10 protein-coding genes, 1 tRNA gene and 4 pseudogenes are annotated in these 14,149 nt (G+C 58.2%); 9 read left to right on the top strand and 6 right to left on the bottom strand.

The window, feature by feature from the left end; translation table 11 throughout:
* Nucleotides 1–131: 131 nt before the first annotated feature.
* Nucleotides 132–1,120: pseudogene (locus B4968_RS00200) on the bottom strand (complex I NDUFA9 subunit family protein).
* Nucleotides 1,121–1,344: 224 nt separating this feature from the next.
* On the opposite strand from B4968_RS00200, the gene B4968_RS00195 reads away from it, so the two are divergent.
* The 9 genes from B4968_RS00195 to B4968_RS00155 all read left to right on the top strand — a co-directional run bounded on the left by B4968_RS00195 (nt 1,345) and on the right by B4968_RS00155 (nt 7,345).
* Complete coding sequence (locus B4968_RS00195) at nt 1,345–1,764, top strand: globin domain-containing protein (RefSeq protein ID WP_083095691.1); 420 nt, start codon at nt 1,345–1,347, stop codon at nt 1,762–1,764.
* 133 nt (nt 1,765–1,897) lie between these two features.
* Nucleotides 1,898–1,983 (top strand) — tRNA-Leu (locus tag B4968_RS00190).
* Nucleotides 1,984–2,468: 485 nt separating this feature from the next.
* Nucleotides 2,469–3,083: a ribonuclease D gene (locus B4968_RS00185; protein ID WP_083095689.1), complete on the top strand. Its 615-nt coding sequence runs from the start codon at nt 2,469–2,471 to the stop codon at nt 3,081–3,083.
* On the top strand, nt 3,080–4,048 hold the full coding sequence (locus B4968_RS00180; protein ID WP_083095687.1) for a KpsF/GutQ family sugar-phosphate isomerase: 969 nt from the start codon (nt 3,080–3,082) through the stop codon (nt 4,046–4,048). The genes B4968_RS00185 and B4968_RS00180 overlap by 4 nt, the downstream gene beginning before the upstream one ends.
* Nucleotides 4,049–4,328: 280 nt before the next feature.
* Nucleotides 4,329–4,664 (top strand): LPS export ABC transporter periplasmic protein LptC, encoded by a 336-nt coding sequence (gene lptC / locus B4968_RS25485; RefSeq protein WP_338153176.1) that lies wholly within the window; start codon nt 4,329–4,331, stop codon nt 4,662–4,664.
* A 3-nt stretch (nt 4,665–4,667) separates the two neighbouring features.
* Nucleotides 4,668–5,180, top strand: a complete 513-nt coding sequence (locus tag B4968_RS00170) for an LptA/OstA family protein (RefSeq protein WP_083095686.1) — start codon at nt 4,668–4,670, stop codon at nt 5,178–5,180.
* A complete protein-coding gene (lptB, locus tag B4968_RS00165) occupies nt 5,180–5,941 on the top strand; it encodes an LPS export ABC transporter ATP-binding protein (RefSeq protein ID WP_083095684.1) in 762 nt (253 codons plus the stop codon). The genes B4968_RS00170 and lptB overlap by 1 nt, the downstream gene beginning before the upstream one ends.
* A gap of 323 nt (nt 5,942–6,264) precedes the next feature.
* A complete protein-coding gene (gene hpf / locus B4968_RS00160) occupies nt 6,265–6,834 on the top strand; it encodes a ribosome hibernation-promoting factor, HPF/YfiA family (RefSeq protein WP_083095682.1) in 570 nt (189 codons plus the stop codon).
* 46 nt (nt 6,835–6,880) lie between these two features.
* The gene (locus B4968_RS00155; RefSeq protein ID WP_083095680.1) at nt 6,881–7,345 is read left to right on the top strand and encodes a PTS sugar transporter subunit IIA; all 465 of its coding nucleotides are present in this window, start codon (nt 6,881–6,883) and stop codon (nt 7,343–7,345) included.
* Nucleotides 7,346–7,699: 354 nt separating this feature from the next.
* On the opposite strand, the gene B4968_RS00150 is transcribed toward B4968_RS00155, so the two are convergent.
* The 5 genes and pseudogenes from B4968_RS00150 to galE all read right to left on the bottom strand — a co-directional run bounded on the left by B4968_RS00150 (nt 7,700) and on the right by galE (nt 14,116).
* Complete coding sequence (locus B4968_RS00150; RefSeq protein ID WP_083095678.1) at nt 7,700–9,130, bottom strand: sulfotransferase family 2 domain-containing protein; 1,431 nt, start codon at nt 9,128–9,130, stop codon at nt 7,700–7,702.
* A gap of 3 nt (nt 9,131–9,133) precedes the next feature.
* Nucleotides 9,134–10,838 (bottom strand): annotated as a pseudogene (locus B4968_RS00145) (DUF5927 domain-containing protein).
* Nucleotides 10,835–11,821, bottom strand: a complete 987-nt coding sequence (locus B4968_RS00140; RefSeq protein ID WP_083095677.1) for a glycosyltransferase family 2 protein — start codon at nt 11,819–11,821, stop codon at nt 10,835–10,837. The pseudogene B4968_RS00145 and the gene B4968_RS00140 overlap by 4 nt, the downstream one beginning before the upstream one ends.
* A 271-nt stretch (nt 11,822–12,092) precedes the next feature.
* Nucleotides 12,093–13,132 (bottom strand): annotated as a pseudogene (locus B4968_RS00135) (glycosyltransferase family 2 protein).
* 1 nt (nt 13,133) lies between these two features.
* Nucleotides 13,134–14,116 (bottom strand): annotated as a pseudogene (gene galE / locus B4968_RS00130) (UDP-glucose 4-epimerase GalE).
* Between the last annotated feature and the right edge of the window lie 33 nt (nt 14,117–14,149).

Below are 14,149 nucleotides of genomic sequence, written 5' to 3'. Positions count from 1 at the left end.
AAAAGCACCCGGTAAAAAGAAAGAGCACAGGTCTCCCTGCGCTCTCCTCAATGTGAGTTCTTCAATGTGGTTGGCCCGCACGGTTTACCCCGTCCAGAGCACCCCTGTCGGACCTCTCCCCAAGCCGAGGGTCAGGCTTCGCCCTTTAGGTTGCGCGCCGAGGCCGTCATCTCATCATATTGACCGGAGGGGCGGAATTTCCACAGATAGCTTTCTAGAATCGGCTCCATCAGCTCAGGCGTAATGCCCAGATCGGCAAAGCCCTTGGCATCTGCGGAGACAACATTGTCTATCCCAAGGTTTTTCAACTGGTCACGGCTTAGCACTTTGTTTTCGATCAGCTGAAAGCTCGCAGCCTGCAGCATGTCAAAGCTAAAGGCGACCAGCCAGGCGGCAAAGCCCGGCATCGACAAGACCAAACGGCGGCGCAGGATGATGTCGCACATATCGCGCATCAGCGCGGCAAAGCTCTTTACCTCGGGGCCGCCGAGCTCATAGATGCCAGGTGCGGCCTCACCAAGGATGCCCTTGACGGCGGCGCGGGCAACATCATCGACATAGACCGGCTGAAACAGGGTCTTGCCCTTGGCGATCGGCAGCACGGGCGAAAGGCTCGCCATACCGGCAAAGCGGTTGAAGAACTCGTCCTCGGTGCCAAAGATAACCGAGGGGCGCAAAATCACTGCATTGGGAAAATAGCTGCGCACGGACTCTTCGCCGAGCGCCTTGGTGCGGGCATAGTCACTGGCACCCTCGGCATCGGCACCCAGAGCCGAGATATGCACCAATTGGCCAATCCCCTGCTCCTGCGCAAGACAGGCCACCCGGCCGGCTCCATCAGCCTGTACCGAGTCGAAGGTGTTTTTGCCATGTGCATTCAGGATGCCCACACAGTTCACCACCGCATCCGCACCCTGCATCGCCGCGGCCACCGAAGCGTCATCACGGATATTGCACAGGACCGGTTCAACCTGACCCGGCGTGCCATAGGGTTTTACATGCATGGCTTCATTGGGGCGGCGTACGGCAACCCGAACCCGCCAGCCTTCTTTGGCCATGCGACGCGCAATGTAGCGGCCAAAAAAACAGACCCGCCATAGATCGTGACCAGTTTGGACATCTTTTGGCTCCTGCAATTAGCTATGTGACCGATCTACCGTTACTGCGCCTTTCAAACAAGGCGCAAAACGAGCGGCGACAGGCACAATGAACCGGGATTCTGGATTTGGGGTTAAAAAATCAGACAAGAGATCCGAATTACTTTACGAGCTATTCAGGAATAACGATGTATATAGGGGCATCACCGCGCAGAGCCTTTAAACATACAATAAATATGAGTATTTCATGCAAGCTGATCACTGTAAAACCCTGATCCTGCGCAGTTTTGAGAGCACACGGCTGAATCTCGATACCTTCATTCCTGAATTCTACAGAACGTTCTTTTTGCTCTGCCCTGAGAGCCGCGCCATTTTTCCGTCGGACACCGCGCGACTGGAGGCAAAGATGCTGGCCTCCCTCACCCATATCGCTGAGGCCCTGGAAGACACCGATCGCCTGAATGCCATTCTCAGCCAGCTGGGTGAAAAACACCGCAAGATGCAGATCTCAGACACCCACTTCAGAGGCTTCATAGATAGCTTCATCAGCGCGCTGGCAAACACGCTTGGCCCCGACTGGAGCGACGAGATGCACGAGGCCTGGTCAGATTTTCTCGCCTACATTGCAAAAAGGATGGCCTTCTTTCCGCCGCCAGAACAAAGCTAAACCCCGCTTGTGAACCCAGGTCAGCCGCCCTGCAGATCCTTTGAGAATCCGGCGGCAGAAGAGTTTTTGCAAAAATGTCAAAAATCCGTTTGACGCCCCTGAGCCATCGCCGTATACGCCCCTCACGACACCTGCCCAGGTGGCGGAATGGTAGACGCGCTAGCTTCAGGTGCTAGTGTTCGCAAGGACGTGGAGGTTCGAGTCCTCTCCTGGGCACCATACTCCCCCCTCAGTTTTATTCACATGATTTTGAGGGGGAGATGTCCTGTCTGGCAGGCTCTTTGCACCCGCTCACACGCCTCCTGACCTGCAGTTTTACCCCCAGTTTTACAGCCTGTTTTGCAGCCTGTTTTGCGGCCTGTTTAACGCGTCCTTCAGAGCGCAGCGCTATGATGCAAGCAAGGCATCACAGGTGGAGCGGTGGCGGAGCGACAATTTTCCGCAAATCTCCACTCCAATCCAAGGCAGCAACAGGTTCAAAACACGCGTATTTTCGGGATTTATCCTCCATTGGCCGTGACCAGAGCTGTCTGACAGTTGAGTTCGCCCGGTATTGCCCCTATTTCGAAGGCAACGACATCTGACACATGGACCAGGATAGCAGCGCACAGTCCGGCAAGGGACAATCAGGCAAGGGACGATCAGGTAAGGCTCGATCAAGGCGGCGCCGCGCACTGGCGCTCTACGGACAAAGGAATTCTGCAGTGGCCAACCATCTCTACAAAAACGATTTACCTGATGGGCTCGACCTTGGGCCGGTGGTGGCTATCGACTGCGAAACCATGGGGTTGAACCCGCATCGTGACCGCCTCTGCGTCGTTCAATTGTCCGGCGGTGATGGCAACGCCCATCTGGTGCAGGTCTCAAAGGGCCAGACCGAGGCCCCCAATCTCTGCGCCATACTGGAGGATCCCAAGGTCCTGAAACTGTTCCACTATGGCCGTTTTGACATTGCCGCCATGTACAATGCCTTTGGCGCCCTCACCGCACCGGTCTATTGCACCAAGATCGCCAGCCGGCTGATCCGCACCTATACCGACCGCCACGGATTAAAGAACCTGACGCAGGAACTTTTGGGGGTCGATATCTCGAAACAGCAGCAGATGAGCGACTGGGGCGCCAAGACCCTCACAGATGCACAGCTGGACTATGCGGCCTCGGATGTATTGTACCTGCACCGGCTGCGCGAAGCGCTGAACAAACGTCTGGCGCGCGAAGGCCGGGTCGAGATGGCACAGGCCTGTTTTGACTTTTTGCCGATGCGTGCCAAACTGGACCTGGCCGGTTGGCCCGATACGGATATTTTTGCACACTCATGACCGATTCAGAAAAACTCCTCGCGACCGCCCGACAGGTGGCCACAGACGAAGCCCGCGCGCTGGAGGCATTGGCTGAGAGCTTTGATCAACGCTTTGTCGACGCTGCCCAATTGGTGATGGCGGCAACGGGCCGGATCATCATCAGCGGCATCGGCAAATGCGGCCATATCGCTCGCAAGATTGCCGCCACCCTGGCCAGCACCGGCACGCCTGCCTATTTTGTGCACCCCGCCGAGGCCAGCCACGGCGATCTGGGCATGTTGTCCAAAGGCGATGTGGTGATCGCAATCTCCAACTCAGGCGAAGCACCTGAGCTGGCCAATCTGCTGGCCTTTACCCGCCGCTTTAAAATCCCTCTTATAGGGCTATCGAGCAAACCGGACAGCACATTGATGACCCAGGCCGACGTGCAACTGCAGATCCCGGCAATGGGTGAGGCCTGTGGCTATGGCATTGTGCCCTCAAACTCGACCACGCTGACGCTGGCGATGGGGGACGCTCTGGCCATTGCCATCATGAAACACCGCGATTTCCGCCCGGAGGATTTCCGTGACTTCCACCCAGGTGGCAAACTGGGCGCGCGTCTCAGTAAGGTCAGCGATCTGATGCACAGCGGCGCCGCCCTGCCGGTGGTCACCAAAGACACCCCCATGTCCGACGCGCTGATCGAGATCAGCCAAAAGGGGTTTGGCGTCTCTGGCGTCACCGATAATGACGGCACCCTGCTGGGCATCATCACCGATGGGGATCTGCGGCGCCACATGCAGGGGTTGCTCGACAACACTGCCCTCGCCGTGATGACCAAGGATCCCACAACCATTGCCCCCGATGCCCTGGCAGAAGAGGCCGTGGCCATCATGAATCAGCGCAAGATCACCTGCCTCTTTGTGGTTGACCCGGCCAAGGGTCATCGCGCCGAGGGGCTGTTGCACATTCACGACTGCCTGCGCGCGGGCCTCGGATAGGTGCAGGGCAACCCGGTCATGGATCAGTATTCGCGCATGGTGAGCTACCTCAAAGTCCTGCTGCCACTGGCAGCTCTGGGCCTGTTGTCGACCTTGTTTCTGATTTCCCGCAGCGCCGATACCGAGGCCGTCATTCCCTTTGCCGACAAGGAAATCGAACAGCGCATGCGCGGCCAGCAGGTGACAGCGCCGTTCTTTTCCGGCTCCACCTCGCAGGGGGATGAGATCTGGGTCACCGCAACCGTGGCCCGGGCGATCTCTGACACGCCGGTGATCGCCAATGACCCTCAAGGCAGAGATCCGCATGGTTGCGGGCGGGCGTCTGACCCTCAGGTCAGATCGCGGCACCGTGCACCCGGACCAGGATCTCGCCCGCTTTATTGGCAATGTGGCAATCACCACGGCCGACGGCATGATTGTGGAAACCGAAGCCCTCAAAACCGAGCTCAGCCGCGTCCAGGCTGAAAGCCCCGGTGCCATACGGGCCACCAGCGATCTGGGCGAGCTGACGGCCGGTCACATGGAAATCACCTCAGAAACTGTTGGTGGGCCGGTGCATCTTCTCTTCACCAACGGTGTCAAGCTGGTATACGATCCCCTAAAACCGGAAAGATAGACTGTGACTCATTTGCGCGCCTTGTTGATTTGCCTGCTTTCCACCCTGTGGTTTACTGCGCCCGCTATGGCGCAAAACGTCGCCTTTGGCGCGGTCAAGGCCGACCCGACGCAACCCGTTGAGGTCACATCGGATGCGCTGGCCGTCAATCAGGTTGATGGCTCGGCCGAGTTCACCGGCAATGTCCTGATCATTCAGGGCGTGATGCGGCTTTCGGCAGACCGGGTTCTGGTGATCTACAAAACGGACGTCGAGGGCAAGCGCGCGATCGATCGGCTCGAGGCAGACGGCAATGTGCTGCTGGTCAGCGGACCCGATGCGGCAGAGGCGCAGCGCGCAGAATACTCCATCGATCAGGGCACCATCGTCATGAGCGGCAATGTGCTGCTGAACCAAAGCGCTGGCACCCTCACCTCGCAGCGCATGGTGGTCAACCTGACCACCGGCACCGCCAATATGGCTGGTCGGGTAAAGACAATCCTGAACCCAAGCTCACCTTCGAGCGACCAGAACTGATGTCGCAAAAACCCGACCTGAAAGTGACCGAGGGCTCCTCGGGGCTGCGCATCGAAAAGCTGCGCAAGAGCTATCGCAAGAAGCTTGTGATCCGCGATGTTTCCATCTCGCTGGATCGCGGTGAAGTGGTGGCGCTGCTTGGGCCAAACGGATCCGGCAAGACCACCAGTTTTTATGCCATTGCCGGACTGATCTTTCCCGAAGCCGGCACCGTGACCATAGACGGGCAAAATGTAACCACGCTGCCGATGTACCGGCGCGCCCGCCTTGGGATTGGCTATCTGCCGCAGGAAATGTCGATTTTTCGCGGGCTTTCAGTCGAAGACAATATCATGGCGGTTCTCGACATCGCGGTAAAGCACAGCCACAGACGACGCGAGCGGCTGGAAGAGCTGTTGTCTGACTTCTCCATTGAGCATCTGCGGCGCGCCCCGGCCCTGGCCCTGTCTGGTGGCGAACGTCGCCGGGTGGAGATTGCCCGTTGTCTGGCGGCGGACCCCAAATACCTGCTGCTGGATGAGCCTTTTGCCGGGGTTGACCCCATATCGGTTGGCGATATTCGCCACCTGGTGGCCGATTTGAAAAAACGCGGCATTGGCGTTTTGATCACCGATCACAACGTGCGTGAGACGCTGGAGATCGTTGACCGCGCCTATATCCTGCATGACGGGCAGGTGCTAATGTCTGGCAGCCCCTCTGAGGTGGTCGAGAACGAGAACGTGCGCCGGGTCTATCTGGGCGATAATTTCCGCATCTCCTAGCGCTTTATTTACGCGGCAAAATACTCTATTATGCCGCGCAGAACCCACATGAAAAATGCAGCATTTTGCACCACGGTTTTCCGCTGATGGTATGGTTTTCCTACCATCAATTTGACCTATCTCCATTGACTCTCTGGCTGGTTTGGCATCGAATTGAGCCATGGCAAAAGCGCAGTATGAGGCAGTCCGGAAAGAGGTCTTGGCAACAAGACCTGAAGGCCTGCAAACTTCTGCCTTGCCTATTCCCCTGACCCAGAACTGACGACAACTCTCCGGGCCCGGCCCGGGTGGTGTTTTGGGTGGAAATTTGTGAAGGAGATCACATGCGTTACAAAATCAGCGGTAAACAGATCGACATTGGTGAAGCCTTGCAGACCCATGTTAAAACCGAGCTGGGGACTGTCGTCGCAAAATATGCAGAACGTCCGACAGACGCCAACGTCGTCTTTTCCAAGTCTGCTCATGAATTTGTTTGCGAAGCTACCGTGCATCTGTCGACTGGGCTTACGGCCCAGGCAAAGGCGCATGCCACTGAAATTTATGCCGCTTTTGAAGCCTGCAACGAAAAGATGGAAAAACAGCTGCGCCGCTACAAGCGTCGGCTGAAAGATCACCACAGGGATCGCAGCGAACCGGTTGAAATTCTCGGCGCGAGCTCATATATCCTCGCCTCTGATGAAGCGGAAACCGAATCCGAGCCCGAAACACTGCAGCCGATCATCGTTGCCGAGATGGAAACCGAGATCCAATCCCTCTCTGTTGGTGAAGCTGTGATGCAGATGGAGCTTGCAGGCGCCCCGGTGCTGGTTTTCCGCAATGAGAGCAAAAACGGGGTGAACGTGGTATACCGCCGGGAAGATGGCAACATTGGTTGGATCGACCCGAACGTATAGACCTTAAACTAAGGTGCACCACGGCATCTGAACGGAGCAGGTGACTATGCAGATTTCAAGCATCCTTAAACCGGACGCAGTCCGGGTTATCGGAGCAGTCTCCAGCAAAAAGCGCCTGTTTCAGGAAATTGGCGAGGTGGCCCAGGCCTCTTACGGCCTGCCCGCCCAGCCTACGGTTGAGGCTCTCTTGGACCGGGAGAGCCTTGGCCCCACCGGGGTTGGACACGGCGTAGCACTGCCCCATGCCCGTCTCGACAGCCTCAACGAGGTCTGTGGCGTGTTTCTGATCCTGGAAAAGCCTCTCGACTTTGACTCCGTTGATCGCCAGCCGATAGATATCGCCTTCTCGCTTTTTGCACCAGAAGATGCAGGTGTTGAGCACCTGAAGGCCCTTGCCCTGGTGTCGCGCACGCTGCGAGAGCAGAGTTTTTGCACCAAGCTGCGGGCCAACCACGATCCGGCAACCCTGTTCACGATCCTGACCGAGGCACAGCCCGTTCAAGCTGCCTGACCCTTTCCCCAGTCCTCGCCAGACTAAGCTAGCAACTCTTCCCAACAGACCCCCCGAGGGTGGTCCAAGGCAGCGGCAGGCTCCCGCCCGTCAGCGGATCTTTTGCAAAGATCCCTTCCCGTTGGGCCCGGCAGAAGAGTTCCTCCGGAACTCTTCTGTGCGCGACACAGCTCACCTTGTCGCATGCCGCATTCTGCGTCTTAAGATCAACACCTGCCGTCTCTCGATTCAGCGCCGCGCAAAGCGCGGCGCCACCCCCAAGGCCGTTTTGAAGTTTTGCTTAACAAAACATCAAACGGGCGCGGGAGAGCTACCCTGCTGAAACCACCAGCCGACCGCACGCGGTGCCGTTCTTTACGCGCGCCAGGAAGAAAACCCAAACATCAGATAATCGCGCTGGTAGACGGAGGAAATCTGCTTCTCCAGCTCCGGGTCCCAAATCTCATCAAGGCTGTAGGGCCGATCCACCGCTGTTCTTTCCAGCACGCCAGGTGTGGGCCTCCCCAACTTTCGCGCCAGCGCTGGCAATGCCTCTGACAGCTCGTCTTCGCGCAGGATTAGATCAGGGGAGCCCAATTCATTGAACCCGGTCAGGGCCTGTACCTGGCTGGCCCATTCCGCATCCACCCGGACCGATGTCTGTCCCGCCAGATTGGCCTGCAGGAAGGTCAGAAACTGAGAGAACGCCTCCCGGTGGTCTGCCTTACTATAGCTTTCATCCGGGCCATTCTTGGGCAGAGGCAGCTTGAACTGACGCCGCAAAGTCTCGCGTATATTGCCATAGCTGCTGCCGCCCTTGGGCAAGATCCGACGGCAAAAGGTCGAATGCACCCGGGCTGCTGGATGCCGCAGTACCGTAAAGCTGCGAAAGCCTCGCTTACCACGTTTCCATTGGCGCAGCTGCTTTTGGTTCATCTTACTGATGAGCCCCTCTGGCGCCACATGGTCGAGCCCAGCCATCCAGGCCGTGACCTCGGCCTCAGGACCGCCCTTGATTGGCAGATACAGCAGAGGCGCCACAGCCCCGGCAACATAGCCCGGCACGGCGGGGCCGCGGCGCGGCTCAAAATTCGGAGTGCGGCTCAGATTAAACCGATCCAGTCCAGCCAGGGCCTCCAGCATCACCTTGGGGTTTTCGACCTTCGAGACCACCGGTGCCGGGTTTTGCCGTTTCAGACTGTCATCCAGCGCCTCAAGCCGCGCGCTCACGCCCAGCCACTTCACCAGCCCATTCATCACCTCAACGCTCTGCAAATCCTCATAAGCGATATAAAAGGCGGTCTGGCCCGTTTTCTGCAACCGGTTCAGAAGCGTGATCTGAAAATCCTGCAAGGCCTCGACATGGCGCGAGAACTCTGCGCCGTCAAACTGCGCCAGCGCCTCTTTACGCCGCTTCACATTGGTCAGCTTCCACTGTCCGGTGGCCTTGGCAATCTTCCAGGAGACATAGCTGTCCAGCGGGTTGCGCGTCAGGATAATCTTGGCGCAGCGCGGATCTGCCAGTGCCTCATCAAGGATGCGCGGATCATGGTCATGAAAGTAGCGAAAGCCCCCCAACGCGCCCGGCTCAGACCTGATCCGGGCGATAAGAGCGCTGGGATCTGCCTCTCGCATGTCTTGCGTCACCCCAAGAATAGCGTCGCTGTTGGGATAGCCGATGAAATGCGGATTGAAGGCTTCGCCGTGGCAGATCACGCCTTCAAAGGCATTGAGGTTGGTTTCCAGAAAATTGGAGCCCGTCCGCATTTCGGCAAAAACAATGAAATAATCAAAAGAGGCTGACATAGGTTATTTTCGCACCAGATAAGGTTTTCTGGGAGGTTTTGACATATTTACCGGCCCCTCTTCTACTGGGAAATCGCCCATCAGATAGGGGTGCATGCCCTGGTTTTTGAGGTTCTGCAGAAACTGACCAAACCCATCCAGGTTGACCATCGTCGGCGCCTCGCTGAGATGGCGCGGCATCAAGGGGCCCAGCTCATCCAGAATGGATTGCATAGGCTCCATAGGGGCCTCGATGAATTCTGCCATCGTCCATATCCGCACCCGCGCCTTTGTTGTCTTGCGCCCGCAGAACAGTCAGATAGCTGGCCTCGATCTGCTGCAGTTTGGCGGCCAGCTGCCGCAGCTCGGCAAAGTTGCGGTTCGAACGAAACAGAGGCACCGCCCAGGCACCGCTAATCACCGAGATCTGCGCATTTGGATCGCGCGCAAAGGTGCCACGGATCACTTGATTATCGCCGGGGCCAAACTGGAAACACTGGCGCTCGCCGCGGGTGTTCCAGATCAGATTGGTGAGGAAGCTTTGGGCATTATAGTCGCGTATCCTGGCATTGTCGCTCAGCGCGCCATTGATCATGCGGCCACCACCGGCCAGCTCAGCATGCCCCGGGCCAAAGAGATGGCCATGCACCCTAGCGCCGGTAATCCGCCCTAACCAGCTCTCGAAATCCTCAAACAGCTCGCTAAAGCCCTGAAACACCGAATAGGGGCTGGAGGTGACAGTATTGACCGACCAGCGGCCGGGAAAACGGCTCTGCATATAAAGACCGGCTCGCCCCCGGGTGCGGCGCTCAACGGCCTTGGCAAAAATTCGGTCGATCTTGCCGGGGTTGGGCTCGGTCTTTTTCATCGCTCCGGCTGAATCGGTCAGAAAGGCCTGATACAGCCGATCCGCCCGTGGCCAGATCTTGCGGGCCACAAAGCAGTCAGAGCGACGCAACAGCTGCAGGTGGTCATCATAAAAGATGTGCGGTTTGCCCTGAAAATCGAACTTTGACAGCGTCAGAGACCGGCTCTCGATATTGGTAGAATATTGCCGGGCCAGCGTCTGATAATAGCTTTCATCCGGGATCCAGACCTTTTGGAAGTAGCGGTCATAGGTGGGGCGCTCGGGGTCTTCCAGGATCGCTGACAGGGTTTGCCGGGTCAGGCACCACCATTGACTGCCCATATGTGGCACCCGCCCCGTCGGAATCCGCCGCCGCATCCGCAAAGCCCGCTGCAGCTCCACATAGCGGTCAAACAGGTAGCGATGCTTTTTCCAGGAAAACGGGAACCGCAGGGTAAAGCGCTCAAAGTCCAGACCGCCGACGATCCAGGGCACATCGGCGGTTGTGGCGCTCTCGATGAAATCGGTGCGCGGGCGGGCCGCCAGATAGTCCACCAGCTCCTCGACAGGGCGCAGCGGCAGACAAGAGCCTGATGACAGATAGACGTGGCGCACCTCCGGGAACTCTTGCAAAATCAGCGCTGAGGCGGCTTGCGAGGCGGCCACAATGCCCCAGGTGCCCCATTCGCAGCGATGCCTTTTGCTGAACCGGATCAGAGGGTCATTGATCAAGGAGTTGCGAAATTTCTTAAAGGTGGCGGCCTCGACGTTCTTGTCCACATGCAGCACCACCGGGCAGCCGCTGGCGGTCCAGTGACGCGCCACCTCCTCGGCCCGGTCCAGTGCGGTGTGCACCAGCATGACGATGCCAACGGTGCTCATGCCCAGTTCCCCTTGGACATCAGCCCCAGAATCTCAAGCTGGCGCCAGTTGATGTATTTCTCGCTCCATTTGCACCAGAGATCGGGCTGTTGCTCCAGACTGTCGGCATAGGCCTTGTATTCACGCGACCCGGCATAGTGCTCACTGCGCTGCAATTCCTCTTTTGCCTTGGTGCCAAAGGTGTCGAGGAATTTGGTATGCAGCAACGCGCCACTGGCTTTTTCACCGCCATCGGTCTCATAGACCTGATTAAGCCCGCGCGGCAAAATCGCATGGGTGGAGCTGACATAGGCATAGCGGTGGTCCCACTTTACCAGTGGTGTTTTGTTCAGGGCCGGCGCCTTTTTCGGCTCATCCGCAAAAAACACCCGGGCCCGCGGCCCGCCCTGGATCCAGGGATTGCCATACATCAGGTTCTTGCTGATGGTGTAGTTGCCACTATCGAACCAGTTGGCGATCTCCAGCGGGTTTTGCCCGGCCTGATAGGGCAGATCGCTGATGCGCCCCTTTGGGTAGGTATCAATCAACATCGCCGAGAAACTGCGGATCGCCGAATTATCAAGCCAGTCCGTCAGGGCCTGAATGGGCCGGGTGTCACAGAATGGGTAGATAAACAGCTCATCCGGGTCCACCACCAGCACCCAATGCCCATGGGCATATTTGCGTTTGAGGTGGTTCATCCAGTCGACGCCGAAATTGGACTTGCGATAGCTGGCATGGGTCTGCCACAGCGACACATCCGCCATGCCCGCCAGATAGTCTGCCGTGCCATCCTCGGAGCCATTGTCGACAAACAAAAAGTGGTTGATCCCCAGCCCACGGTAATAGTCGAGGAAATACGGCAGCCGGATCTGCTCATTGCGCATGGTCGAGACCAGCAGAACGTCGCTGGGCCGGATGGAGGCCGTGTTGTCCTGCAGGCAGGTCAGCTCACGCGATTTGCGCGCCGCCCGAAGGAGCCTGTGCCTGCGCCGGACACGCATACGGTAAGAATCCCAAATTCCCACAACACCTCCATGCCCATTGCCAGAAACGCTCGCGGGGGTCCTCCCGGTGAGACAGATCTCGGTAGTAAATTTCGACAGAACGATCCGGGAAAAAGCCCGCTAAAAACCTGCGCCGCAACAGCTCTCGATCCTGTGCCTTAATATGTCACGGAAAAACACTATGAACAACGGATTTAGAAACAGTTACATACCATTCCAGCCCTCCCGGATCCCGCAGAGGCGCGCCTGCAATTTGGCAGCGGTACGGCTAAAGGCGCAGTTTTGGCATCAGGCCCAGGCGGCACAGCTGGTCGGGCCCCATATATTGCTGAGAGTTTTCAGTCCAAAGGTCTGGTGCGGCTGCAACATCGTCGTAGTAGTGATCAAAATCCTGCGGCGTATGAAAGTGCTGCTGGCGCTGCTTTTCCGTTGCCGATTTGGAAACAATTTCCGGTAAAAATTTCGTATGCAACAACACGCCGGCAGGCTGATCTCCGCCCGGGCCGTCATACAAACCATTCAATGCAAAAGGCAGCAGCGCGTGGGTCGAGTTCACATAGGCATAGCTGCGCTGCCATTTCACCAGCGGGATCTTGTTCAGGGTTGGGGACCGGCTGGGCGTGGCGGCGAAAAACGCCCTTTCGCCGCGCCGCCCTTCAGCCAGAGGGTTCCCATCGGAGCCTGACGACTGGCCCGGTAGGGCGCGGCATCAAACCAGTTCAGCACCTCTCGCGGATCCTGTCCCGGCGCATAGCTCTGCTGGCCCAATGGCCCCCGAGGATAGAGATCCAGCATCATGGCGCCAAAGCCCTGAATGTCGCGCGTCTCCAGATGCCGGGTCAGCGCACGAAGATCATGCTGCTCAATGCCGTCATAGACCAGCAGCTCATCGGCATCGACCGTCAGGCACCAATGGTTGTGGCCATAGCGCACCTGCAGCCAGGTGCTCCAGTCCAGCCCAAAGCGCGCCGCTCGGTAGCCCGCCCCGGTCTGCCACAGGGACACATCCTGTTGCGCCGCCAGATAGCTGTCGCTGCCATCACTGCTGCCATTGTCCACCACCAGAAAATGCGCCACGCCAAGCGCGCGGTAATACTCAAGGAAAAATGGCAGGCGGGCACTCTCATTGCGCAGCACCACAAACACCAGCAAATCATCTGATTTAATTGCAGCGCTGCGATCTAGCAGGCAGTGCAACTGATGACGCGCCCGCAGAGCCCGCCACAAAAGGCGCCGCCGCTTCAGACGCAACACATACCGCGCCCGCCATCCGGGCGGCGTGAGGGCGGTTGCGCTGGCTACGTGCATATCAGGCCTCGTAATGGCCCGTCTGGTGCCATTTCCAGGCGTCCGCGATCATCATGTCCAAACTGGAGGGACGCGGCTCCCAGCCAAGATCGGTGATGGCGCGGGTCGAACCAGAGACCAGTTTGGTACAATCGCCCGCGCCGCGCGGACCGGTGTTGCAGGGCACAGGGCGGCCCGTGACGGCGGCGCCCCGGTCCATGACCTCGCGCACGGAAAAGCCGGAGCCGGTGCCCAGGTTAAACACCTGCGAGCCCTTGTCCGCCTCCAGCCATTTCAGCCCCAGAACATGCGCATCAACCAGATCGCAGACATGCACATAGTCGCGGATGCAGGTGCCGTCAGGCGTGTCATAATCGGTGCCAAAAATGGTCAGGGCGTCGCGCTTGCCATCAATCGCATCCAGCACCAGCGGCACCAGATGGGTTTCGGGACGATGGAACTCGCCCACTTCGGCATCAGGGTCGGCGCCGGCCACGTTGAAATAGCGAAAGATCACCGAGCGCAGACCGTAGGCGGCGCCAAAATCCTTGAGGATGTCTTCGACCGCGCGTTTGGACGCGCCATAGGCATTCAGTGGCAGCTGCGGCGTAGTCTCATCAAGCACCACATTGTCGTGCTCGCCATAGGTGGCACAGGTGGAGGAAAAGACAAAATCCAGACAGTTGGCCGCGACAGCCGCCTCGATCAGGTTCAGCGAGCCACCCGTGTTATTGGCCCAGTAGCGCCCCGGCTCGCTCATGGCTTCGCCGACCTGACTGAGTGCAGCAAAATGCATCCCGCCACGGGCTTATGCTTGGCAAAAACCTCATCCAGCCGGGCACGGTCCTGCAAATCGCCCTGCCCAAAGGGGCCAAATTTCACGGCATCTTTCCAGCCGGTCACAAGATTATCAAAGGTCACGGGCCTATAGCCTGCCGCCTTAAGCGCTTTGCAGGCATGCGAGCCGATATATCCGGCTCCACCGGTCACAAGAACTGTCTTCACGTCAGATTACGTCCTCAATTGGTCCTGCGCTGC

Origin of the sequence: Pseudophaeobacter leonis, from assembly GCF_002087335.1 — a bacterium.
Lineage (GTDB): Bacteria > Pseudomonadota > Alphaproteobacteria > Rhodobacterales > Rhodobacteraceae > Pseudophaeobacter > Pseudophaeobacter leonis.
Note: the sequence above shows the minus strand (reverse complement) of the source record. Positions and strands in the feature narration are given on the sequence as shown.

Excerpts from the sequence above, each read along its gene's own strand:
- hpf (WP_083095682.1), top strand. The coding sequence starts at position 6,265 with ATGCGTTACAAAATCAGCGGTAAACAGATCGACATTGGTGAAGCCTTG.
- lptC (WP_338153176.1), top strand. The coding sequence starts at position 4,329 with ATGACCCTCAAGGCAGAGATCCGCATGGTTGCGGGCGGGCGTCTGACC.
- B4968_RS00180 (WP_083095687.1), top strand. The coding sequence starts at position 3,080 with ATGACCGATTCAGAAAAACTCCTCGCGACCGCCCGACAGGTGGCCACA.
- B4968_RS00150 (WP_083095678.1), bottom strand. The coding sequence starts at position 9,130 with ATGTCAGCCTCTTTTGATTATTTCATTGTTTTTGCCGAAATGCGGACG.
- B4968_RS00140 (WP_083095677.1), bottom strand. The coding sequence starts at position 11,821 with ATGCGTGTCCGGCGCAGGCACAGGCTCCTTCGGGCGGCGCGCAAATCG.
- B4968_RS00195 (WP_083095691.1), top strand. The coding sequence starts at position 1,345 with ATGCAAGCTGATCACTGTAAAACCCTGATCCTGCGCAGTTTTGAGAGC.
- B4968_RS00155 (WP_083095680.1), top strand. The coding sequence starts at position 6,881 with ATGCAGATTTCAAGCATCCTTAAACCGGACGCAGTCCGGGTTATCGGA.
- lptB (WP_083095684.1), top strand. The coding sequence starts at position 5,180 with ATGTCGCAAAAACCCGACCTGAAAGTGACCGAGGGCTCCTCGGGGCTG.